The sequence below is a fragment of the Chitinophaga sp. ARDCPP14 genome, from assembly GCF_051362515.1.
Classification (GTDB): Bacteria; Bacteroidota; Bacteroidia; order Chitinophagales; family Chitinophagaceae; genus Chitinophaga.
In genome coordinates this window covers 156,814-179,145 of sequence record NZ_JBKIXB010000008.1, presented here as the reverse complement: position 1 = coordinate 179,145, position 22,332 = coordinate 156,814, and the positions used below count along the sequence as shown (strand labels likewise).

General features: G+C 48.3%; 21 protein-coding genes. 3 read left to right on the top strand and 18 right to left on the bottom strand.

Translation table 11 applies throughout. The features are described 5' to 3' along the window. Window positions 1–214 precede the first annotated feature (214 nt). The gene (locus tag ACLHR0_RS22025) at window positions 215–889 is read left to right on the top strand and encodes a response regulator transcription factor (protein ID WP_436489532.1); all 675 of its coding nucleotides are present in this window, start codon (window positions 215–217) and stop codon (window positions 887–889) included. Window positions 890–924: 35 nt separating this feature from the next. Beyond that, the gene (locus ACLHR0_RS22020; protein WP_436489530.1) at window positions 925–2,217 is read left to right on the top strand and encodes a sensor histidine kinase; all 1,293 of its coding nucleotides are present in this window, start codon (window positions 925–927) and stop codon (window positions 2,215–2,217) included. Here the strand turns inward: ACLHR0_RS22020 and ACLHR0_RS22015 are convergent. Genes ACLHR0_RS22015 through ACLHR0_RS22000 form a run of 4 tightly spaced genes read right to left on the bottom strand, consistent with a single transcriptional unit; the run spans window position 2,209 to window position 5,491 of the window. After that, complete coding sequence (locus ACLHR0_RS22015; protein ID WP_436489529.1) at window positions 2,209–3,135, bottom strand: transporter; 927 nt, start codon at window positions 3,133–3,135, stop codon at window positions 2,209–2,211. The genes ACLHR0_RS22020 and ACLHR0_RS22015 overlap by 9 nt on opposite strands. A 13-nt stretch (window positions 3,136–3,148) precedes the next feature. Further along, complete coding sequence (locus ACLHR0_RS22010; protein WP_436489527.1) at window positions 3,149–4,189, bottom strand: cytochrome-c peroxidase; 1,041 nt, start codon at window positions 4,187–4,189, stop codon at window positions 3,149–3,151. Window positions 4,190–4,200: 11 nt separating this feature from the next. Further along, entirely contained in the window at window positions 4,201–5,082 is an 882-nt protein-coding gene (locus ACLHR0_RS22005) for an MbnP family protein (RefSeq protein WP_436489525.1), read from the bottom strand. Window positions 5,083–5,095: 13 nt separating this feature from the next. After that, on the bottom strand, window positions 5,096–5,491 hold the full coding sequence (locus ACLHR0_RS22000; RefSeq protein WP_436489523.1) for a hypothetical protein: 396 nt from the start codon (window positions 5,489–5,491) through the stop codon (window positions 5,096–5,098). Window positions 5,492–5,647: 156 nt separating this feature from the next. Here ACLHR0_RS22000 and ACLHR0_RS21995 point away from each other — a divergent pair, with 156 nt between their 5' ends. Next, window positions 5,648–6,121, top strand: a complete 474-nt coding sequence (locus ACLHR0_RS21995; RefSeq protein WP_436489522.1) for an RDD family protein — start codon at window positions 5,648–5,650, stop codon at window positions 6,119–6,121. 59 nt (window positions 6,122–6,180) lie between these two features. On the opposite strand, the gene ACLHR0_RS21990 is transcribed toward ACLHR0_RS21995, so the two are convergent. From ACLHR0_RS21990 to ACLHR0_RS21925, 14 genes are all read right to left on the bottom strand, one after another. Next, window positions 6,181–7,665, bottom strand: coding sequence for a DUF1254 domain-containing protein (locus ACLHR0_RS21990; RefSeq protein ID WP_436489520.1), 1,485 nt, complete (start codon window positions 7,663–7,665; stop codon window positions 6,181–6,183). Window positions 7,666–7,681: 16 nt separating this feature from the next. After that, entirely contained in the window at window positions 7,682–8,806 is a 1,125-nt protein-coding gene (locus ACLHR0_RS21985; protein WP_436489518.1) for a formylglycine-generating enzyme family protein, read from the bottom strand. A gap of 189 nt (window positions 8,807–8,995) precedes the next feature. Further along, window positions 8,996–9,556: a DUF4136 domain-containing protein gene (locus ACLHR0_RS21980; RefSeq protein ID WP_436489516.1), complete on the bottom strand. Its 561-nt coding sequence runs from the start codon at window positions 9,554–9,556 to the stop codon at window positions 8,996–8,998. 30 nt (window positions 9,557–9,586) lie between these two features. Further along, window positions 9,587–10,399, bottom strand: coding sequence for a hypothetical protein (locus ACLHR0_RS21975; RefSeq protein ID WP_436489515.1), 813 nt, complete (start codon window positions 10,397–10,399; stop codon window positions 9,587–9,589). 17 nt (window positions 10,400–10,416) lie between these two features. Beyond that, window positions 10,417–11,466 (bottom strand): DUF481 domain-containing protein, encoded by a 1,050-nt coding sequence (locus tag ACLHR0_RS21970; protein ID WP_436489513.1) that lies wholly within the window; start codon window positions 11,464–11,466, stop codon window positions 10,417–10,419. Continuing rightward, entirely contained in the window at window positions 11,463–12,482 is a 1,020-nt protein-coding gene (locus ACLHR0_RS21965) for a hypothetical protein (RefSeq protein WP_436489511.1), read from the bottom strand. The genes ACLHR0_RS21970 and ACLHR0_RS21965 overlap by 4 nt, the downstream gene beginning before the upstream one ends. 338 nt (window positions 12,483–12,820) lie before the next feature. Then, window positions 12,821–14,122 carry a BatD family protein gene (locus tag ACLHR0_RS21960; RefSeq protein WP_436489509.1) on the bottom strand — a complete coding sequence of 434 codons (1,302 nt, stop codon included), beginning with the start codon at window positions 14,120–14,122 and terminating at the stop codon, window positions 12,821–12,823. 17 nt (window positions 14,123–14,139) lie between these two features. Beyond that, entirely contained in the window at window positions 14,140–15,864 is a 1,725-nt protein-coding gene (locus tag ACLHR0_RS21955) for a VWA domain-containing protein (RefSeq protein WP_436489508.1), read from the bottom strand. Then, on the bottom strand, window positions 15,857–16,849 hold the full coding sequence (locus tag ACLHR0_RS21950; RefSeq protein WP_436489506.1) for a VWA domain-containing protein: 993 nt from the start codon (window positions 16,847–16,849) through the stop codon (window positions 15,857–15,859). The genes ACLHR0_RS21955 and ACLHR0_RS21950 overlap by 8 nt, the downstream gene beginning before the upstream one ends. Continuing rightward, complete coding sequence (locus ACLHR0_RS21945) at window positions 16,827–17,327, bottom strand: DUF4381 domain-containing protein (RefSeq protein ID WP_436489504.1); 501 nt, start codon at window positions 17,325–17,327, stop codon at window positions 16,827–16,829. Before ACLHR0_RS21945 ends, ACLHR0_RS21950 begins: the two co-directional genes overlap by 23 nt. A gap of 6 nt (window positions 17,328–17,333) precedes the next feature. Further along, window positions 17,334–18,284 carry a DUF58 domain-containing protein gene (locus tag ACLHR0_RS21940; RefSeq protein WP_370912861.1) on the bottom strand — a complete coding sequence of 317 codons (951 nt, stop codon included), beginning with the start codon at window positions 18,282–18,284 and terminating at the stop codon, window positions 17,334–17,336. Further along, window positions 18,284–19,243, bottom strand: coding sequence for an AAA family ATPase (locus ACLHR0_RS21935; protein WP_370912860.1), 960 nt, complete (start codon window positions 19,241–19,243; stop codon window positions 18,284–18,286). Before ACLHR0_RS21935 ends, ACLHR0_RS21940 begins: the two co-directional genes overlap by 1 nt. Before the next feature lie 73 nt (window positions 19,244–19,316). Then, a complete protein-coding gene (locus ACLHR0_RS21930; RefSeq protein ID WP_370912859.1) occupies window positions 19,317–20,867 on the bottom strand; it encodes an arylsulfatase in 1,551 nt (516 codons plus the stop codon). A gap of 150 nt (window positions 20,868–21,017) precedes the next feature. Then, window positions 21,018–22,328 (bottom strand): DUF1214 domain-containing protein, encoded by a 1,311-nt coding sequence (locus tag ACLHR0_RS21925; RefSeq protein WP_436489501.1) that lies wholly within the window; start codon window positions 22,326–22,328, stop codon window positions 21,018–21,020. Window positions 22,329–22,332: the final 4 nt, after the last annotated feature.

Sequence of the window (22,332 nt, the reverse complement as noted above, 5' to 3'; positions counted from 1 at the left end):
TCGATGGCCCTTGTACATCGTGATTAACCCCTCTAAACGCGGTGATACCACCGTTATCCATCTCCCTAAAAGATAAATAAAGTGCCAACCAACACATAACTAACTGTTATACAATATATTAAGAAAGACACCCAGGATTACTTTATAGCGTTAATCCCTTATTGGCAGCGGATTAATTCAGAATTAATTCAGAATTGAAGTTTAATTTAGTGCCATGAAATTACTGATTATAGAAGACGAGATACAGCTGGCACAAAGCATTATCTCTTATTTATCAGGTGAAAATTACGTATGTGAATATGCAGGTACCTATCAGCAGGCATTGGCAAAAATAGAAATGTTTGACTATGAATGTATCCTGCTGGACCTGATGTTACCCGGCGGCGATGGTATCAGGCTGCTGGAAGAAATAAAAAAACGGGAGAAAGATGAGGGCATTATCATCATTTCTGCGAAAGACTCTTACGAAGATAAGATTCAGGGATTAAAAACCGGGGCAGATGATTACCTGGCAAAACCCTTTCATTTACCGGAGCTATCGGCCCGGATTTTTTCCGTCATCAGAAGAAGAAAATTTAATAACAATAATGTTATCCGGCAAAATGAACTCACCATTAACCTGCTGGCTAAAACAGTGCTCATTAATAATGTGCCGGTGATCCTCACCAAAAAAGAGTTTGACCTGCTACTCTATTTTATCAGCAACAAAAATAAGGTTATCTCTAAAAATGCGCTGGCGGAGCATCTTTCAGGCGATATTGCCGGTATGCTTGACGACCACAATTTCATTTACGCCCACATCAAAAATCTGAAAAAGAAACTAACGGAGGCCGGGTGCGGTCATTATCTTAAAACTATTTACGGCACCGGTTACAGGTGGGAAGTATAGTTTATCTTAGCAGCCTTAAAGCATCCTGCAAGGCTATGAATAAGTTGCTTAATAAATCGATGAGGGCATTTGTGCTATATGCCGGGATGGTGCTCGCATGCAGCATTCCCGCCTACTATGCCATTATAGATTTCATCTGGGAACATGAACTGAAAGAACATAACCGCATTGTAAGCGCTACCACGCGGCAAAACCTGCAGGCGCTTACTCTTACTGATAAAGAACTCGCTGAAAGTGTGGCCCTCTGGAATAAACTGCAGCCGGAAACACAGTTACAACCTGTTGCCGCATTACGGCCGGATTCCACGTATAACATCTACCGTAAAAATAAATATATACCTGCAAAGGGCTGGGACAGGTTCCAGGGATTGGTGACCTACTTCACCATTAATGGTAAAGTATTCCGGCTTACGCAGGAATCCAATATGGAGGAATCCTATGAAACCATTATTGCTATTGGGGGTGTAACGTTTATTTTCTTCCTCATCCTGCTGGGCGGTCTTATTTTTATTAACCGGAAAATATCTGAAAAACTGTGGCGGCCTTTTTATAACAGCTTACAAAAGATCCAGTCATTTGACCTTCATCAGCAACATGCTATTCAATTTGAAAAAACCGGGATTGAAGAATTTGAAACACTGAACCATCACCTGGAGAAATTAATTGCCGGCAATATTGCAGTGTACAAACAACAAAAAGAGTTTACGCAAAATGCATCACATGAATTGCAAACGCCTTTATCCATTGTGAAGTTCAAACTGGACCTGCTGCACCAGAGCAAACCTGTTACAGACGAGCAATCGGCGCTCATCGATGAAGCGCATCAATCGTTGTCGAAGGTAACACGCATCAATAAAAACCTGTTACTGCTGGCGAAAATAGAGAACAGCCAGTTTTCCGGGAAAGCCACCATCCACTTATCTGCGCTGCTGGAAAACCATATTTCATTGCTGGAGGATTTCGTGGACGACAAGCAATTGCAGCTAGTCACGCATATTACGCCGGACGTTATAATATCCGGTAATAAAGTGCTGGTGGAAATACTGCTCACCAACCTGATCATGAATGCAGTGCGGCACAGTAGCCTGAAAGATACCGTGATCATCACCCTGAAAGAGGGCCTGCTGGAGATATCCAATACCGGCGCCATGCCATTGGAGGAGAAAATGCTTTTCCGGCGTTTTGGCACTTCCTCCCCCAATACCACCGGCACGGGTCTGGGGCTGGCGATTGTGCGCCAGATCTGCCACCTGCACGGCTGGCAGGAAAGCTACCGTTTTGAAAATGGCTTACACCTGTTCACTATTGCGTGGGCATCATCAAAATAAATAAGTAACATGCACCATTACGCGGTTGCCTGCTTTAATCCGGGTATCAGCTAGCTGCTGTGAAATAACGGGTTGGAAATTTCCACCTACGGAAACAACGCCCATGGTGGCTTCCAGTCCCATTGTAGCCAGCAGTGAATGCCCCCCTGAAATATCCACGGCATACTTTTTTCCTTCCGTATCTTTTTCGGCGGTTTCATACAGTACTCCTGCATTGGGCGCCAGTGTAACTTTCTCCGCTGCCCTTATTTTATAATAGGCCAGAATGTTTGCCGTGAATTTATTACCATACTGGTAATCGTATTTATTGCGGCTATTGATTTTGTAGCTCACGTTGGTATTTACCCCGAAATCCATTAGCCGCACATCGTACATGGCATTTAAGGTAAAGTCGGTGCTGGCCGTGCCCAGCTGGAAATTATTGGGCGTATCTTCATTTTCCTTATGTTCAGTTGGCTCATATTTCCCCGTAGGAACTTTAATGCCCCCTCCTATCCATAACGATTGCACCAGCAGTTTGCCGCCACGGGTAGTATGCTGTTTATCCAGCAGCTGGTAATAGCCAACCACCGCTATATCTCCGATACCGGATTTATGCATGGTGACGCCCTGGTTTTCGCGGCTGTTGAAGTTGACCGGTATAAACCCCAGCAGCCGGAAACGTTTGCCGATATTCCATCCGCCCCAGAGTTCCGCTGTCTGGTAGGTTTCGTTGGTAGTAAGATAGGATGTGGCGCCACCGGGACCCAGGTGGGAACGCAGCGTTTTGTACTGGTAGCGGATACCGATAAACTTCTTTTTAAAATCCGGCAGCAGGCCGATGTAGTAGCTTCCTACCCCGCAGCCGCAGATATCACAGGCCCTGGCTTCGTAGCAACCGGTGGTGATCATCAGCAGCAGCAATAGTATTTTTTTCATCTGTCGTATCATTTTATTGCGATTCTTCTGAGAACCGTTTGTCTTTAACAAAATTCCGGTCGTTCAGCGTGTTGAGGAATACCAGCAGTAATTGCTGCTCTGCTGCGCTGAGTGTGATGCCGGGTTTCGCGTTCATTTTCAGCAGCGGATCGAGCGTTGGGCCGTCCTCCACTTCCGCTGCATAATGATTTAATACGCCCTGAAGTGTATAAAAGCGTCCATCGTGCATGTAAGGAGCAGTGTAAGCGAGGTTACGCAGGCTGGGCACTTTAAACTTATACTTGTCCGCCGGGTTTAGTGTGATCGGGTACCGGCCTTCATCGTTGTTTGGACCCGTGCCGATGCCATTGTTCCGGAAGGAATGATCCGTGAACAGCGGTTCCTGGTGGCAGCTGTTACATTTCTGCTGAAACACGGTGTAGCCCTGCTGTTCTGCCGGTGTAAACGTGGCCTGCTTACGGGCTACGCTATCGTATTTCGATTGATCGCTGACCACCATTACCATGAATTGCGACAGTGCTTTCATCATCCGGGCGGTAGTTATTTCTTCTGTGCCGAATACTTTTTTAAACAGTGCCGGGTAGGGCGTTGTTTGACGTAGTTTATCCAGCACATTGCCCATTGTTTCATCCATTTCCACGAAGTTGGTGATGGGGGCTACCGGTTGCAGGTCGAGGTCGAAAACGCCGCCGTCCCACATGAAGGTGGTATTCCATGCGAGGTTCATGATGGGTGGTGAATTGCGGCTGCCGAGCCGGTCGTCGATACCATGACTTACATCATGCCCGTGATGCGTGAAGGCGGCGGTTTGTATGTGGCAGCTGCCGCATGAAATGGTATTGTTGCGGGAAAGCCTCGGCTCATAGAACAGTTTGCGACCCAGTTCAAATCCTTCTTTGGTAATGGGATTGCTGATCAGCTTATACACCGGCGCGGGGAATCCCGCGGGCTGCTGAAAGCCGGTAAATGTATCGGCGGGATCTTTTAATTCATCATTTTTACCGCATGCAGATAAAAGGAGTATCAGCAGGATACGCCAACTAAGTTTAGCCATGACCGTTAGTTTTAATTTTCCGTATGATCGTGGTGGAACATATGGCTGCAGTTATCCGCTATTTTTGCGCTGAAGTCGCCAAACATCACGGTGGGATTGGATAAGATGCTGACGGTGGTAGCGCCGTTGAACATTTTCAGCACATCTGCCATCAGGTGGATATTGGCTTCCCTCCCCTGCCTGACTTTTGCCGTGCCGCCAGCGGTGAGATTGATGGTAATGGTCCTGTTATTGTTTAAGGTAGGCGCGCTGTATCCGCCGAAGCCACCGATATGATAACGGAATTTGTGTTGCCCGCTGGGGTCTGTTGGAGCGGCGTCTGAGGTGCCTTCCATTTTAAAGAAGATGTAGCCCATATTCCAGCCCCAGTACATACCATCGTCCATGCCACCGGCAGGATCCAGCACGCCGGTGCGTTTACTTACATCCATTACGCTGCTGAGGCTGTCCACACCGAGGATGAAGCTGAGGGAAGTATATTCACCTTCCGGTACACGCACTTTTACAAACTGCGAGGCGAGTTCTGATTCTGATACCAGGAAATAGCTGCTGTCTTTAGGAACGGTGTATTCTTGTCCGCCTGCATTCCTTACTTTGATATTGGTGATAAAATATTTCAGGCGGTCTACTTTAAAAGATTCTCCTGCCGCATTCACATAAGTACCGGTATTCAACTGGAGGTTTTTATCGCCTGCGATGTTATCAAACTGAATAGATAGTGTCGCTTTCGTGGTTTCATTAGCTGCCGGGGTGGTGTCGTCTTTTTTGCAGGCGGTGATGCCGCTGCTGATCACCAGGATGGTGAGTATAATTTGCCTGATACGGTACATGTTAAATGGTGTTATAAAGAAATAAGAATGAATGATCCGGGCAATAGAAGGCCCTGTCTGCATGGGCTGCAGACCTTTAAAGCATATGCGAAACCGGGGCGATGGGCGGGCGGAAAACGGACGAGGGCCGGTCAACAGGAGTACCTGTATGATCACATACCGGGTAACTGGTATTTACAGCAGTGAATGCCGGTTTTAAAATATTATTATCAGGAAGACAGGCATAAAATATTTCGCTCCTGTTATCTGTTTTACTCCAGGGGCTTTCGTGTTCTTTCCGGTCTTCCTCGCGGAGTTGTTTTGCCAGGTGGCATTTACCGTTACAATGCAGTTGTGGTTGATCGCGGTTAATACACAAATTTTTCGCGATGTACTCCTGGTTTACATAAAACCCGAGCATCACCACATAACGGCCTGATAGCTGGCAAAGCCAGATCAGCATTAATAGTACCGTTATCATTTGTTTCCGCATTGCTTACGTGGTTGTAATTTCCTGCAAAGTTATTTCTTTGATAAGTGTTTGCCTGAAAATGAACGGGACAATGATTTAGATAAAGTGACTTTTTTTCCGGGAAAAATAAAAACCACCTGATTATTTTATAATTTACTATTAAAATCCTTTTAACCTATGGAATTACAAACACAAGAATCCATCTTTACGGATGAGGCCACGCTTGAAATGGCCGGTCATGGCCGGCGTCTGGCGAATTACATCATAGACCTGGTCAGCTTTTATATTGTCCTGATAGTGGTAATAATACCTATTACGATTGCCTATCCCGACCTGCTGGATTTTGCGGATTCGCCCGGAATGGACTATCTCGACAGGTTGCTGGCCATGGTGGCGTATGGCATTTATATGGGTGTGATAGAAGCAGTATTTAAGGGAAAATCGCTCGGCAAACTTATCACGGGCACCCGTGCAGTAAATGAAGATGGGAGTGAAATATCGGCTAAAACCGCTTTTCTGAGGGGGTTGAGCCGTGCGGTTCCATTCGATGCTTTCAGTGCGTTTGGCGGCTGGTGTCATCCATGGCACGACCGGTGGACCGACACTTATGTAATTGATGTAAAGAAATCAATTATACCGGTGGGGAAATAGCTTACAGAAGCTCCGTTGTTATGACGGAGCTTTTTTGTTTTATATACCTGAGATGTTATTTACTTTTTCACTCTTGTAATATCCTCCATCTTCCAGCTCTTATCGAAATATGCGGCGGTTGGGCCATAAAAGCGCATATAGGCAAACCAGTGTTTACCGGGTAAGGTTTGTACCCAATTCTTTTCTTTTCCTTCCGGCGCTTTTGGACCAAAATAGAGGTCTACCGAGCCGTCGTTATTTTTGATCAGGTTTTTCCTGGACGAGAGGTCTGCATTTCGTTGGGGGTTATCTATCAGGCAGCGGGTATTGGAATCATACACGGTGAGCGACCAGAAGTTTACTGCCGGCGGGTTAGCGGGTACATGTAATGTATAGTTAAGGTCACCGAGTAGCCATTCGCCATCTTTATCTTCATAGGCGCCGAGGTAAGCCTGCCCAACATTGGCTATTTTGGTGATCATCGCTTTTGAGTAGGTAACGGCTTCAAAAAAATAGGAAGTACGCTGGAAGAACTCATCATAACTGGCTGCGCGCTGGGAGGGGTCGCCGATGATCATCACATAATCCCATTTCCGGTCTGGCCAGTGATACACACTATCGAAACGTTTTGCAAATGAATTTACCATGGCCATTTGTTTTCCTCTTTCTGCCGCAGCGATCAATATTGTTTTTTGCCTTTCTGTGGGGGCAAATGGTTTACCCTTCTTTACACCCAGGTTATCCAGCCAGGCCATAAAAAAGCGGTCGCGTTCCTCTACCGGTTCTTCCTGGATGATAGCGTGTAGCCGTTCCCAGTAGGCCAATCCATCCGGTTGTCCGCCAAAATATTTTTTACCGGAGGGGCTTACTACTTTTGTCGGTGTAGGGGTTGCTCGTTGAGCATAAGGATATATTTTAACGGCGTGTACCAATGCTTCTGCCTTTTGGGGATCGGGGTCGAGTGCCCGGAAACCAAAGAACACATTCATGGTATTACAGGGAACGATAAAAAATCCGGGGGCTTTAAAATCTTTTTGTCCGGGTGGCACTAAAACATATTTACCACCCTTTCCCTTGTCAGGGCCCATTTCACCAATGACCGCCTGTTCGCGTTGCCAGAAATCGGCTAATCCACCGGCTGTATGACCTTGGGGCATTTCAATAACGGTGGGACCATTTCCGGCCAGGTCTATAAAATCCATGATATATGGTGTGGTAGCATTTGCTGTTAAGATACCCAGCTTATCTTCATAGGTATTATAAAATACGAGGTCGTTGCTGTTTGCCCCGAATACATCATAATGCACATGTTGCCATTCCGCAAAAGCAACGATGGGTAGTCCCCACAGGTAGCACTGTACTGCTTGTTGGTAGTCCATTTTATCAAACAGGGTATTGATGGATTTTCTGGCGGGAATATCCTTGTCTACGTATACAGCAGCTGTATCCGGATCGCTGATGGCCACATTATCCTGCTTGTTGTCCGATGCCGGCGCAGTGTTTTTCTGAGAGTTGCAGGAAAATATGACCAGGCCCATTAGCAGGCCACTTAATACATTTTTCATGATGGGTATTTTAGTATTATTTATTCTGCACCAATATAGTTTTCTCTTTCCCGTTGTCTTTATCTTTCACGCAGCGGAAGCCGATGTGCGAGGCGCCGGAGTCAAAGGAAGTACCTCTTCTCGCGCTGGGGCGGTAGTTTACGCAGTAATCATTGGCGCATAGAAAGGAGCCGCCTTTGGTCACTCTTTTTATGGCATATTGATCTTCCGGATCATAGGTGCCGGCCGGGCCTTGCGGGTCGACCTGTACGGCGTGGACATTCATTTTTTTATAGAAGGAAGCGTCGTACCAGTCGGCGGTCCACTCCCATACGTTGCCGGTCATGTCAAACAGTCCGTAGGGATTGGCGGGAAAACTGGCTACCGGCGCGGTTCCTTTAAATCCATCTTCTCCCAGGTTCTTATCCGGGAAATGCCCCTGGTAGGTATTGGCCATATACCGGCCGCCGGGTTTAAAATCATTTCCCCAGGCATAGCGTTTTTCTGCCTGTCCGCCTCTTGCGGCGTATTCCCATTCTGCTTCCGTGGGCAGGCGTTTGCCGGCCCATTTAGCGTAGGCGTTGGCATCTTCCCAGGCAATTTGTACTACGGGGTGTTTCCAGCGGCCCTCGAGGTTACTGCCCGGACCTTCCGGGTGTTTCCAGTCGGCGCCGGCCACCCATTTCCACCAGTTGGAAATATCGCCGGTGTTTACCGGGTGATCCGGGGCCACAAATACCAGTGCGCCGGGCACCAGCAAGTCGTCGTCGGGTTTAGGCGTTCCGGGGGGCAATTGTTTGCTGATATCTTCCCATAGGGGTTTCCGTTCAGCTACGGTGATATATTGGGTAGCGTCGGTAAACGCTTTGAATTCTTCGTTGGTGACTTCCGTTTTATCTATCCAGAAGCCATCTACTTTAACGGGATGTGCAGGTCTTTCCTGGTCGTATGCTTCTTTTTCATCGGTGCCCATCATAAATTGTCCGCCGGCGATCCACACCATGTTACCCGGATCTTTCTTATCAGCGGCGGTTGCATACCTTGAGGGAACGGCGCAGCAAACAGCCTTTCCTGATTTATCCGCGGCCTGCTGCTGCGGTTGTTGCTGGTTGCAGGACACAGCTATTATCAATAACGGCAAATACCTTTTTTTAATCATCATTGTACATCTCTTTAACAGATAACAAAAAAGACAATACTCACTTCTTTACGGCACCGTCGTTCCAGGAGGGCAAGCGCCCTCCCGGGCCGACAGATGGAGGGAAAAGAACCATGCGACAGATAAACACCAACATGTTCTCATGTGGGTTGTCAACATAACAGTTAATTTATTGCTGTATCTAAAATGCTACTACATTTTTGCCGGGAAGCTCGCCATGATCTTTGTTACGGCGGCAGGGATCTTTGTATCCGGGTCTTTGATCGGACCATCGATCTGGCTATTGCCTACGCCTTGCCATAACAGGGATCTTTTTTCGCGGTCTATCACGTCAATGATGAGGGAACCGTCGATGTATTTATCTACAGAGAAGGTGGTGTTGCTGGAACCCATGCCCATGCCGCCACCCCAGTAGTAAGGTCTGTAGAAACCACCGTAGCCATAATAATCGGTATTAGCCGTTACGTTTTGGCCTTGTTTGGCAATGGTGATTGGATTTACCAGCAGATCAGCGCTGGTGGTATCAGATTGTGTATAGCCCTTTGCCACCATAGCGGCGATGACACCGTTGTTGATACGGTCCCTGTTTAATTCGCTGATGGGACTTTTCTGACCGGCGGGATTATAGAGGGCAAAAGTTTTGTACCCGGCAAAACTGGCTTGTTTGTTCACGTCTGAGGTTACCTTCAACGTGGGTCCGCAGGCGGCCAGCATCAGGAGTGCAAAGGCAGAATAGAGGAGTGATTTTTTCATAATATTCAGTTTATATGAGGTTGTAAAGAATTATTTAGCTTTTTTTGCCCACTGCAGGTTCATTCCAAAAAACACCTGGTATGCAGGCTGACCGGCGCCTTCGCTGTATACGGTGAGTTGTGGTTCAATAAAGATGTTTACCATCATATTGTTTGCCTTGAACACTTTACCCACACCAAGGCCGAATGGGATGAGGGTACGTTGATTTTCAAAGTCAAATGTCCAGACAGCGCCGGCACTACGTCCATACAATCCTGCTGCGATGTTGAACGTAAGCGTTGGCTGAACAGCCAGTACGCTTACTTCTGCGCGATCGGACTGGCCTGCAAACGAGTGTTGGTACGTAACCAGGGAACCCAGTACATGTCCGCCGGGGATGTGATGTATGGCGACCAACGCGCCACCCGCCTGCCATTTACCGGTGCCGAGATAATCGTTGCTGCCGGTGGGAAATACGATCATCGGGCCTATTGCCAGATCGGTGGATGCGCCGTTTTTAGAAAAGCGGATCGCGTCAAAGATCTGGATATCACCGAGGCCTGAATTATAGCCCATCTTATTATCTGCCGGCAGCGTGGTAAACGGAACTGTGGCACGGATAATCTGCCGGCCCGCCACCATTACCCCTCTCAGGTTCATGGTGTTGGATACTTCCGTAGTACCGCGCTGGTGCATGGTAATAAAGTCGTGAAAGCTAATCTGGTTCAGCTCCGCGAGAGGATTATTGGATTTCGCAATTTCTTCCTGCGACAGGCCTGCACCAGGTACAGGTGCCTGCTGTGCCCTGACCAGGGAAGGTGTAAGCAGCATGCTGCAGATCACCAGTGGTTTAATGCATTTCATTTGAATTGAGTTAAGTATTACCATGAATATCCTATGCTGAACACCGTTCCAAAATCCACTTTCTGTGCGCTTACATCCGGTGGTTTACTATCGTAATCGAAATAAAACTGCACGTTCAGGTTCAGGTGCGTTACAATTTTCCAGTACAGTGTAATGCTCTGGTCCACGCGCCAGCGGCCTTTCTGCGACAAGCTAAAAAACAGTGAATTCGTGGCCTGCAGGGTGAGATAGGGTGTGCCCAGCTCGTACAGGTAGTAATTCACGAACAGCGGAATTTCAGCAGACACGGCACGGCCGGCGTTGATACTGTCTGTGCTGTATTCCTTCTGGATAGAAAATCCCGTGGCTGCCCTTAAGTCGTTCCTCCTGGTTTTCATGAATATAGGACCCGCGCCTTCTGCCAGCTGCATACGTGCACTTAACCCTAATTCCGTGCTGCGCTGGAACTGAACAGACGTTATGGCGAACCATCGCTTCCAGAATTCGATATATGCCTGCACCCCCAAATCAGCCTTTTCTATTCCTTTAAACTCGTTATCGATGGTATACATCAGATCTCCCGATGTTAGAAACAACCAGTTCTTCGTACTGTAGGTCATATTATGACTCTCATTCACACGGCCTATATTACTGGAACGGGAGTACGAAAAACCAAGACTGGCTGATCCATCGAGCCGTCTCCAGAAATCATCATCCATGTTTTCTATGTTATCCAGGTCTTCAATGAACAGTTCCGTGGTATCGTGTTCTTCTATGAGCTTTACCCATCCCGGGCCACGCCCGGGTTCCAGGATGCCCAGGTATTTGATGTTCGCCACACTTTCTATCCGGTACAATTTTCTGCGGGCGGTAATTGATTTTATATTTCTCAGTTTAATTGTTACCATGTCTTCCAGCTTATCCGGGTCCAATATCAGTTCGCCACGCTGGATTTTTTTCACCTTACCCCGGATCTGATCTCCATCCATAAATTCAATCACATCGCTTTCTTCCGGGTGTAACGTCTGTGCATATACGACAACAGGCAGCATGCCTGTCAGCAATAATATGATACCGATCCATCTCACCAGCGCCACCGGTAGTTTCCTGATAATAAAAGCGACTTTCGCCCACCGAGAAATCCTACTTCCGATCTTACCTGCCACCGTTTACTGAACTGGTATTGGGCGCCTACCATAAGGCTCCAGTTAGATACCGGGTTTTTCTTCAGGGAATAATTGATTGTGATATCATCCGGAAGATTATCCATTTTGTTTTTTACGGCCTGGGCTATACGTTTTACCACCACTTGTTGAGCGCGGGGCAATTCCTTGTACCATTGCTCTGTTTCGTCGATGATCTTTTGCGCCTGGTTGGGGTCCATCGTAGGTGCTAAATCTGCCAGATCAATAGACCCGCTGGTGCCTTTGTTTACAAAAAAACCGGTGGTGCCTATCCATGCTGCTATCGACTTTCCGGGATTTTCCCGGAACTGAAAGTTATACCCCAGCCTGGGACTTATCATAAGTGATTTTACTACGTTATCCAGTTTGTTCAGATGCGTCCAGGTATAGTTAATATCTGTGATGGTGATGATACCATGATAACCACCGGCCAAGGTAGTTCCAAGTCCCATTGTATATCCCTTGAAATCGGCTTCGCTGGAAAACTGGAAAGGGTCAACAATATTTACATTGGTTTTTGCCTGTACCAATCCAACAATACCATAGAGATCCACGAATGGCAGTATCCAGAGATCCAGCCTGGTGGTGGCGCTTTGCATATGGGCTTTTACATCGCCAAACTGTATAAAGTCGAGCGGTACCGGCTCCACATCGTTGAAGCCCACCTTCAGGTCGGTGATATTCACTTCCTGTTGCCCGCCCATAAAATTGAGCATGGCGCCTACCGGGTATTGGATGCTAAACCCTTTTTCCACCACCTTGCTTCCCAGGATGGGGAAGCGGTAGGGATATCCGGCCCTGCGCAGGCTATCTTTATAGTGCTTGTCGTTGTTACCTATTTTCATACCGGCTCCTGCCTGGGCCATTGCCGTAGCTTCCAGCAGCATGAATGAAAATGATATGAGTGCGTATTTCCACATGGCTGGTATGAATTAAAGTGAATGGCAGGGAGAGAACTCCCTGCCGGCTACATAGGTTTTGCCAACTATTGTATCCTTTGATTTTATTATTATGACGATAGAAAAATTTTTCATGGACATCCTGGCGTTTATGGCATGACAGGGCATGCCGGTTCGGCAAATAACTGCACTAAAAGGAATCAATGTCAGGATGATGCTTGCTTGCTATGCTCAGGATACAACGGGTATGTTGACTGGTTTAATAACGGATTTCTACAGCGTGGAAGAGAACCAGTTTCCCTTGTCTGAATATTAACATCTCATAAAAGAAAAATGTTCTGATACAGAAAAATAATACTTCAGTTTCCTGTCCATTGACGGTTACCGGGCTGTATGAAATTATCTTTTTTGTGTTTCCATTTGTTCCGGTAACTGCGGAAACGATGTTTCAGTTGCGTGATGGTGACATTGTTCTCTTGTTTATTACCATATACGGCCATATCATAGCTGATAAGATCCTTTAAGGTGTCTGTTTCCTGTTGCTGAAGGAGCGTAGCGGCTACAGCGGGGGACTCACCATTTTTCCGCCAGCGGTCCCACCACTGATAGAGGGAAGTCATTGCCGGCGCTTTCATAAATTGCCGGAACCAGAAGCTTTCACTTTGGTGGTATTGCTGCAAAAGGTATTTTATTTTTTTTGTGAGATAGCGGCCGGTTCTATACAGCAGCCACATCAGCAACAACACGGCGAGTGCATATAAACAGGCCTTATACCAGATCATGCCTGCTATCATGCGCGGGCCTTTCTTAGCTGGTTTCAAAGGTGTGCTGGCTTTAGCAAGGCTATCTTCCAGGGTGGTGAGCATCCCCAGCTGCGGATTATCTGCCACCTGTAATTTCACAGCGGGCAATGTACGTGTATACAGGCGGGCAGCGTATGGATTCCACCAGGAAACTTTTTCCGGCGGCAGTTCAAAAGTGCCTGCTTTTGTGAGCAGCCAGGTGGATGACTGCACGCGTTCACCATTGGCAGTATACTCATCGCGTGTATCCTTCAGCGTTACCTTGCCCGGGTACACTTCTGCCCATGATACTTTGCCTGTGGGCAGTGAGGGAATAAACTGCGGGAGGGTGCCGGAAGCATCTGTGGTTACCGTTCTTTCAATCACATCACCTACTTTCAGGGTACTTAATGGTTTGCTCCAGTGGTCGGCGAGCTTTACATCGCCGGCCACCAGCCATTCTTCATTATGCGGAAAACTTTCAGGCACCGGCTTCACCACAAAAGATACCGGCGTGGTATGCAATACCACTTTGCTGCTGGCGGCACCGGCTTCCAGCGGCGTAGCTACGGTGATGGTGATGGATGGCACGCTGAACATGCCTTCCTTATAAGGGAAAACGATATAATAAAACTGGATACCGGAGTATTCGATACCCTGATCTGTGAACCTGCCGGTTTGCGAATGCGTGAAAGGCACCACAAATGTGCCGGGGATCTGGATATTATCGAACTCCGGCGGCTGTGTGTACCAGGTGGCAGTGAGCACTGTGCAGGTAACCTTAAACGGCTGCTGGATATAGACATTATTCCGGTCCAGCTCTACTTTGGCAAAGCATTTCAGCTGGGCATGCAGCATGTTGCTGCACAGTATATACATGACCGTTATATAATATTTCACCATCGTTGTGTACCTGGTTTTACCTGTTGATAATCACGTTTCCGCTGCAGTTCAAATCTTTTATGCAGAAATTCCCCGGGGTCGGCCGGTGGCCGGCGGAGAATGATGTTTTTCATGGTGTTATTGCCGCTGGTATCTTTGCCGGGTTCGCCGGATTGACCTTCCTGTGCCTGGTGGATATTGGATTTTACTTCATCGGTCATGCGTTCGCCGGTTTTGGGCATGTCTTTCACTTTGGTGTCGGCGGAGAGGCTGGGATCTTCTGCTTCGCGTTTGCGTTCCTTGAGGGGGCCATTCTTTTTATCTTCCTTTATTTTTTTATCCGGCTGATCCATGTTGATGATGGAATCCACCTGCATTTTTTGTTTGCTTACTTTGCTGATACTGTTGCCAGCTTTTGCTTTCAGGGACGAGTCGAGCGAAGCCGCGTCTGTAAAGGCATTCATCGCTTCGTCGTAGCGGCCCAGTCTGGCGAGTGCGAGGCCGTGGTTATAATGCCCTGCCGCGGAGCTGTCGAGTGCAAATAAAGCCGCTGCCGCTTCATAGTCGCCCGCCTTATAAGCCGCTGCGGCTTTGTGCGTAAGATCCGTGAACCGTTCCGCCGCCTGGGCGTAGTCATGATTTTTATACAATACCTGTCCCTGGTAATCTTTTGTGTACCACCAATCGGCTTCGCGGCTGTTCACGCTGCAGCTGGTGAACAGCAGGCCAAGGGGAAGCATGCACCATTGAATGGTCCAGCCTTTCCGGAACCAAAGCAGTGAGAGCAATCCTACCGGGATGATGACCAGGTACCCCATATCATCCCAGGCTTTTTCATCCGTTTTAGTATCTTTTTCAAAGATGAGGTGTTCGCGGATGCGTTTGGCGATACTGCCTACATCTGTGGTGTCGAGGGTTAGGCGGTTCACCCGGATACCCGGGTTGGCGGCGAGTGATTGCAATACGCCTTCATCCTGCCGGGAGGTGGCCTGTGGGAAGCCCGGCACCTTTGCGCCTGCCGGCGACGACATCAGTAATATTTCGAGGTGATGAATGGAGCTGTTGATGTAATTGGTGAAGAGTGCGGCGTCGGCAGCGGTCACCTCATCGGTGAGGAGCAATATGTTGCTGGGCGCCAGCACGGGGTTCATGAGCGTATCGATGTACTTCATGAGCAGGGTTGTGTTGCTGCCCGGCACGGGCATTTCATTGGTGCGGAGTGCGCCGGCCTGCAGTTTCACCAGGCTATAATCTGTTGTAAAAGGCATTACCAGGTGCGGCGTGCCTGCATATGCCAATATGCCGGCCTTTGCGCCTGGATGTGCGTCCAGGAAATCGCTGAGTTTGAGTTTTGCTCTTTCCAGCCGGCTGGGAGGAATATCTGTGGCGTCCATAGAAGCCGAAAGGTCCATTGCCACCAGTACCACTGCCTGTACTTTTTGCCCGGGGATCACCGTGCGGTGCCAGGTGGGTCCTGCGATACCGATGATGGCCATACTTATTCCCAGTGAAAAAATAATAAGCGGTAACCACATAGCGCGGCTGCTACCCGGTGAAAAAAGATAGGGACGTAATACCGGTGAGATGAATTGTTTCCATTTCTGTGGTTCGTGGTTGCCGATGATGAGTATGATGACAATGAGCAGCAAGGGTATGAACAGGTACAGTGCTGCCGGCCGCAGGAAATGGAACTGCTGCCAGTTGATGGGCCAGTGCGTATGTTCAAGCGCCTCATGCATAGGGCAGCCATTTACGGGTGAGGTGATAGCTGCCGGCAATAAACTGGAATACCAGCGCAAGTATAACGCCGGCTGCCAGTGGATAATAATACAGCAGGGTTACGGGCTCGTAGTTGTCTTCCTGGTATTCCACTGGTGTGAGCTGGTCCAGTGCTTTGTATACGCCACTGAGTCCTTTTTCATCCAGGGCGTTGAAGTACCTGCCGCCGGTAGTGCGGGCAATGGCTTGCAGGGTATGTTCATCGAGGTCGTAGCCTCCGCTGCCGGAGGCTTTGCCGATGCCGAGTGTATAGATGGCAATCGAATCTTTACCGGCCATGCTGGCTGCGTCCTGGGGCAGCAGGTCTGTGCCGGTGTCCACACCATCGGTGATGAGCAGCATGACTTTTTGTTTGAGTGTATCCTGTTTTAATATCTTCACGCTGTAGGCGATGGCATCGCCTATATTGGTCATTTGCCCGGCCATGCCTACTTCTGTTTGATCGAGCAGCCAGTTGATCATGGGCAGGTCGGTCGTAAGCGGCGCCTGGATATATGCGTTGCTGCCAAATACCACCAATGCCATCTGGTCACTTTTTCTTTGTGCGATAAATTCTTTCATGAGTGATTTCACGGCTTCCCAGCGGGTCATGCGTTTACCATTTACCACCCAATCGGTTTGTGCCATGCTGAAAGAAATATCTGCGGCGATTAAAAAGCTGCGCACTGTTTTAGGACGTTTGCCGGGTTTGCTTACATACCGCGGAGAAGAAGCTGCGGCCAGCAGGCAAATCCAGCAGCCTATCAACACCATGTACATCCAGATACTTTTGCCGGTGATCCAGGCAGCCTTCCGGGGCTTTTCACCGGACACTTCTGCTGCCCGCTGAAAGAACGGGGCTATCAGGGCCGTTCGCCGCCTGCGCAGTGGCGGCAGCAGTGCAAATACCAGCAGCGGCAGTGGCAACAGCAACCATACCCATTTATATGCGATTTCCAGGTGCATTTTTATGATAGCGTATCCAGTTATTGGTTTTTGAAATAAAGCGATCCGTTTCTGTTTTGTCCACCGTTTTGGAATGACTGTATAACGTTTCTGCCAGCAGTTGACCCTCTTCCGCAGAAAACTGATCCCGGCGACGGTTGCGCTGGTTCAGGAAAGTAACCCATTCATTTCCGCGCAGGCCGGCTACTTCTTCACGTCCGTATACTTTCATGGCAATGCGTTTCATCAGCATATCTGCCTCGTATACCTGCTGCATGTATTCCTGTTGGGCATGAAGGGTAATCATCCGTTCGCCCAGCCACAGCAGGGCATACCGGCGATACCTGTTGCGCCGCCGGTACCTGGCAAACAGGTATGCGCCCATTAAGAGCAGCAGGATGAACACTACTTCTGTCACATACCATCCCGGCGTATGAAAACTGAACGGCACCGGCGCCGGTTCTATCAGGTCTCCGAATTGTTGTAAAGGTTGTTGCATAACTTGTCAGTTATTGGTTTTTCCAAAAAAGTGCATGATCTGGCTGGTTACGGGCAATGCCGTATCCATAAATATTACTGGTATACGATAATTCCTGAACCGTTCTGTTAGCGTGGCTTTCATGGTTTCAAAGTTCTCCGTATACCTGTTACCGTTGTGTTTATATTCATTATTCCATAATAACTGTTTACTACCGTTGGCGAGTACCAGCCTGCCGGCGGGCAGTTGTGCATCCAGCGGATCGGTGAGGTGTACCAGCATTACATCATTGTGTGCGGCAATATGCCGGAGATGCCGGACCGTATCATCATCGATTTGAGAAAAGTCGCTGATCACGGTTACTACGTAATCGTGTGTGACCAGCGTGCCGGTCCTGTGCAGGATTTCATTGAGCGCGGGCGTATGCGGCCTTATGTTGGTGCGCAGCGGCAGTTGTGCGTTCATCTTCGCAATACAGGTCAGTAAATATTGCACATGCGATTTGCTTCTGGCAGATGGAATATATTCGTTGTCATCTTCATTAAAAATGATGCCCCCTACCCTGTCGCCGCGCCGAACGGTATAGAATGCGCTGAGGGCGGCTACCTGTGCAGCTACCACGGACTTCATCCGTTCCTGTGATCCGAAGAACAGGGTGCTGGTCTGATCCACCACGATGAAGGTGGGTCTTTCTTTTTCTTCATTGAATACTTTGGAATGGGTAACGCCGGTGCGGGCGGTTACGCGCCAGTCGATGTTCCGGATATCATCACCGGGAACGTATATACGTACCTCTTCAAAATCCAGTCCCCTTCCCCTGAGCCGGGAGGCATGCCGTCCGGCCAGGATGCTATACACCGGGTGTTGTGGCAGCAATGGGATATCCTGCACATAATATTCAAAACGCATCATTTCATCGAGGGTAATGACTACTCCCGGAGGATATGCGGCGGCGATATGTTTTTTCTTTTTCTCCATTATGGAACGGCCACTATTTTTAACAGTTCATCAATTACTTTATCTGCATTCATGCGGGCTACATTGGCCTCATAGCTGAGAATTATGCGGTGGCGGAGTACATCGTGCACAATAAACCGGATGTCGTCGGGCGTAACATAATCGCGGGCGTTGAGCCAGGCGACCGCGCGGGCGCAGCGGTCGAGCCCAATACTGGCCCTGGGGCTGGCGCCATAGTTGAGCCATTTGGCTAAACCATCGCTGAGTTTTTCCGGGTAGCGGGTACCGTTTACCAGGTCGGAAATGTAGTTAGCCGCGGCATCGGATACTTTTACTTCGTTGATTTCTTTACGGGCGTCGAAGATCACCTGTTGCGGGATGGCTGCTGTTGCCGCTTCCTTTCCTTTTGATTCTTCGCGTACCAGTTTGACGATACTGATTTCACTTTCCTGGTCGGGGTACGTGATGTTGATCTTGATCACAAACCGGTCCAGCTGGGCTTCCGGCAGCGGGTAAGTCCCTTCCTGTTCGATCGGGTTCTGGGTAGCGAGCACCATAAAAAGGGGCTCCATTTTATGGGTTTTGCCGGCCACGGATACCTGCCGTTCTTCCATTGCTTCCAGCAGTGCGGATTGTACTTTGGCGGGCGCCCGGTTTATTTCATCGGCCAGTACCAGGTTGCTGAAAATGGGTCCGGGCTGGAAAATAAATTTCTCGGTGGCTTCGGGCTGATAGATCTCGGTGCCGGTAACATCTGCCGGCAGCAGATCCGGCGTAAACTGGATACGGCTTAGTTTACTGTCGAGGTGTTTTGCCAGGCTTTTCACAGCGCGTGTTTTCGCCAGGCCGGGCAGTCCTTCCAGCAATACGTTGCCGTCGGTGAGTAAGCCGATGAGTATTTTATCTATGACGTCAGGCTGGCCAATCACGTCGTCGCCTATACGCTTTCTGAGTTCCTTTACCTGTTCTAATGTAGTCATCTTTGAAAGTAATTAAGAGGTTGTTCCGGGGTAATGGAACAACCTCTTTTTTTGACATTAACGAACAACACACTTATTTTGTACCGGCCTTCAACGCATTGGTAAACTCCTCTACATTGAAAGAGGCTGGCCGTTGCCGGGGTGGAAATTGCTTGTAGGTAGCGAGGTAAGCGCCCACTTCTTCTGCTGATGGTAAAACCAGGAAGGCGTGGTCCATAAACCATTTTTCATAATAGTTCGATGCGTGATCATATGCATACTCAAATGGATCAGCTCTCAGGTCCTCCAATACAGGCGCGCGCAAATTATCCATTGGTTCACGCCATACCTTCATTCCTTTTGCTTCCTGCAGCATGTAGTTAAACTTCCAGCGATCTTTCCGGTAAGCCATCAGGTCGCCATCATCACTGAAATAAAAGAACTGGGTACGGGGGCCTTCTTTCACCTGGCCGGTGAGGTAGGGCACCATGTTATAGCCATCGAGGTGTACGCGGAAGTTTTTACTTCCTGCGGAGAAGCCATTCCGTACTTTAGCCGGCAGATCTGCTTCTCCACCGGCGGCGGCTACGAGTGTAGGCAACCAGTCTTCTGCAGAGAAGATATCATTAAACACGGTACCGGGTTTAATATGACCGGGCCAGCGAACCACGCATGGAACACGGAAAGCGCCTTCCCAGTTCATGTCTTTTTCACCTTTGAAAGGAGAAGCGCCGCCGTCGGGCCATTCTAATTTCATGGCGCCGTTATCAGTAGAGTAAATAACGATGGTATTTTCTGTGAGCCCATTATCGTCGAGAAACTTCAGCAGGTCTCCCACCATATCGTCGTGTTCCACCATACCGTCGGCCTGTAAACCCAAACCGGTTCGACCATCGGAAGATGGCTTCAGGTGGGTATTTACGTGCATACGGGTAGAGTTAAACCAAACAAAGAAGGGTTTTGAGGCGTCCTTCTGCCGCTTCATAAAATCAACGGCAGCGGCCAGGAATTCCTGATCAACTGTTTCCATCCGCTTCTTGGTTAACGGACCGGTATCTTCTATTTTACCATCGGCAGTAGATTTAAGTACGCCGCGTGGACCGAATTTTTTCTTGAAGGCAGGATCTTTCGGATAATCCTTATTTTCCGGTTCTTCTTCTGCGTTCAGGTGATACAGGTTGCCAAAGAATTCATCAAAGCCGTGTGCCGTAGGCAGGAATTTATCTTTATCGCCCAGGTGATTCTTCCCGAACTGGCCCGTAGCATATCCCAAAGGTTTCAGAAACTCAGCAATGGTAGGATCTTCTTTCTGCAATCCCACATCGGCGCCGGGTAAACCTACTTTAGTTAACCCGGTACGGAAAGGACATTGGCCGGTAATAAATGCGGCCCTTCCTGCGGTGCAGCTTTGCTGGCCATAATAATCCGTAAACATGGCTCCTTCGGTGGCAATACGGTCGATGTTAGGGGTTTTAAATCCCATCATACCACGGTTCCAGCAGCTGAGGTTCCAGAACCCGATATCATCGCCGAAGATGACGAGGATATTTGGTTTCTTCTGCGCAGATGCATCCTGGAACGAGAGCATCGCTGAAAACAGGCCTACACCAAAAAGTAGCCGGTTAAAGATTGGGAAGCGTTTCATATAAACCTTTGTTTAAGTACACAAAATCTCCGTCGCATGGGATAAAACAGGGTTACCCATAGCATGGAATAAAAAGATGAGATGATGCAATTTGGTTTATACTTAAGAAGGGGATCTTTGTGTTATAAACACCAGAATGTTTCTTTTTGTTTATTTTTTTTGTATTGGCGCCGGGAACCATTTTCCGTCGAGTACTTCGGGTTTGGATACATACATTCTGAACGTGAGTGCAAAACCTTTCCCTGCAGGTGTGGGCAGCCAGTTGACGTCATCACTACCAGGTGGTTTTGTTGATCCGAGCCAGATACTTTTTGATCCATCAGGATTGGGTTTGAGGCCGGATACATTGTTGATGCTGTAGCGCATTAAACTATTGTTAACTACATGATAATCCGGTACGCTGTATAATGTTACCGACCAAAACGCATTCACAGCAGCATCGGGCCACTCCCCTTTTGGGAAACGAATTTCATATACATTATCGCCATGCAGCAATTGTTTACCGCTATCCGTGAGCCCCACGAAATAAATTGCTTCTGTGATTACGTTGGCCCACAGGCCGCCGTAGTTGATTATATCGCGGGCCATGATATCGTTGCCGAATTTACCTGCCACGTAAGACACTGACCAGCCACCTTTTTGGGTACCAAATCCTTTAGCACCTTCCATGAAAGCCGGAATGGCCTGTTTTTGCACAACTTCTTCCACATGTGCAGCAGCAGAGTCACTCGTAAGCATATACGCTGCTACCCTTTTTGTGAGTGCCTGATACCTGGCAGCTTCCGGCATTGGATCCGGATAAGAATTCAATATGGCATCCGGCTTATCAAAGATGGCTGCGCCTATCAGTTTAGCGTTGGTAAATTCCGGTACTTTTACCGGCGGATCAATTTTAATACCTTCCGGTACGTTAAGTGTGAATGCCTGTTGCAGCTTTACGGCTTCCTGGGGGGAGCCTTTAAGTTCCACCCTTGCCAGCATTTTTGCTTTGGCAGAAGGGAGTTCTATCTTTACCGCATCACCAATGTTTGGGGGATTGGTGCCTTTAATCACCAGTGCAAACTTTCCGAAAGGGTGATCCGGATAATTGCGTTCATTGATATTGGTGATTACTTCTCCCCAGCCATCGAGCAGCTGAGCGGTATAGTAACGGTCTTTTACTTCCGGTACATTTAAAATTACAGCATGACTGCTATCCACCGCCAGCCAACATTCCAGGTAGGCAACATCCATGTTCGGATTTACGAACTGTGCAGAGCCAAGCGGATTATATTTGATCTTATTATAGCCCACTTTTTCTACATTGATGTCGTTGTTCTCCTGTCTTAGTACTATATAACGACCAAGCATATACGTATATGCGTCATTAATTTCTTTATCGGTGGGTACATGATCCTCTTTAGGTTTGCAACCCTGAAAGATCAATACCAGTAAGATCAGTCCTACGATGTTGTTTAGCATATGA

What these genes read in the sequence shown, in the direction of transcription:
- ACLHR0_RS21960 (WP_436489509.1), bottom strand. Translation starts at nt 14,122, where the DNA reads ATGTATATACTGTGCAGCAACATGCTGCATGCCCAGCTGAAATGCTTT.
- ACLHR0_RS21990 (WP_436489520.1), bottom strand. Translation starts at nt 7,665, where the DNA reads ATGAAAAATGTATTAAGTGGCCTGCTAATGGGCCTGGTCATATTTTCC.
- ACLHR0_RS22025 (WP_436489532.1), top strand. Translation starts at nt 215, where the DNA reads ATGAAATTACTGATTATAGAAGACGAGATACAGCTGGCACAAAGCATT.
- ACLHR0_RS21925 (WP_436489501.1), bottom strand. Translation starts at nt 22,328, where the DNA reads ATGCTAAACAACATCGTAGGACTGATCTTACTGGTATTGATCTTTCAG.
- ACLHR0_RS22005 (WP_436489525.1), bottom strand. Translation starts at nt 5,082, where the DNA reads ATGCAGACAGGGCCTTCTATTGCCCGGATCATTCATTCTTATTTCTTT.
- ACLHR0_RS21980 (WP_436489516.1), bottom strand. Translation starts at nt 9,556, where the DNA reads ATGAAAAAATCACTCCTCTATTCTGCCTTTGCACTCCTGATGCTGGCC.
- ACLHR0_RS22015 (WP_436489529.1), bottom strand. Translation starts at nt 3,135, where the DNA reads ATGAAAAAAATACTATTGCTGCTGCTGATGATCACCACCGGTTGCTAC.
- ACLHR0_RS22000 (WP_436489523.1), bottom strand. Translation starts at nt 5,491, where the DNA reads ATGCGGAAACAAATGATAACGGTACTATTAATGCTGATCTGGCTTTGC.
- ACLHR0_RS21940 (WP_370912861.1), bottom strand. Translation starts at nt 18,284, where the DNA reads ATGGAGAAAAAGAAAAAACATATCGCCGCCGCATATCCTCCGGGAGTA.
- ACLHR0_RS21945 (WP_436489504.1), bottom strand. Translation starts at nt 17,327, where the DNA reads ATGCAACAACCTTTACAACAATTCGGAGACCTGATAGAACCGGCGCCG.
- ACLHR0_RS21985 (WP_436489518.1), bottom strand. Translation starts at nt 8,806, where the DNA reads ATGATGATTAAAAAAAGGTATTTGCCGTTATTGATAATAGCTGTGTCC.
- ACLHR0_RS21965 (WP_436489511.1), bottom strand. Translation starts at nt 12,482, where the DNA reads ATGTGGAAATACGCACTCATATCATTTTCATTCATGCTGCTGGAAGCT.
- ACLHR0_RS21950 (WP_436489506.1), bottom strand. Translation starts at nt 16,849, where the DNA reads ATGCACCTGGAAATCGCATATAAATGGGTATGGTTGCTGTTGCCACTG.
- ACLHR0_RS21975 (WP_436489515.1), bottom strand. Translation starts at nt 10,399, where the DNA reads ATGAAATGCATTAAACCACTGGTGATCTGCAGCATGCTGCTTACACCT.
- ACLHR0_RS21935 (WP_370912860.1), bottom strand. Translation starts at nt 19,243, where the DNA reads ATGACTACATTAGAACAGGTAAAGGAACTCAGAAAGCGTATAGGCGAC.
- ACLHR0_RS21995 (WP_436489522.1), top strand. Translation starts at nt 5,648, where the DNA reads ATGGAATTACAAACACAAGAATCCATCTTTACGGATGAGGCCACGCTT.
- ACLHR0_RS22010 (WP_436489527.1), bottom strand. Translation starts at nt 4,189, where the DNA reads ATGGCTAAACTTAGTTGGCGTATCCTGCTGATACTCCTTTTATCTGCA.
- ACLHR0_RS21930 (WP_370912859.1), bottom strand. Translation starts at nt 20,867, where the DNA reads ATGAAACGCTTCCCAATCTTTAACCGGCTACTTTTTGGTGTAGGCCTG.
- ACLHR0_RS21955 (WP_436489508.1), bottom strand. Translation starts at nt 15,864, where the DNA reads ATGCATGAGGCGCTTGAACATACGCACTGGCCCATCAACTGGCAGCAG.
- ACLHR0_RS22020 (WP_436489530.1), top strand. Translation starts at nt 925, where the DNA reads ATGAATAAGTTGCTTAATAAATCGATGAGGGCATTTGTGCTATATGCC.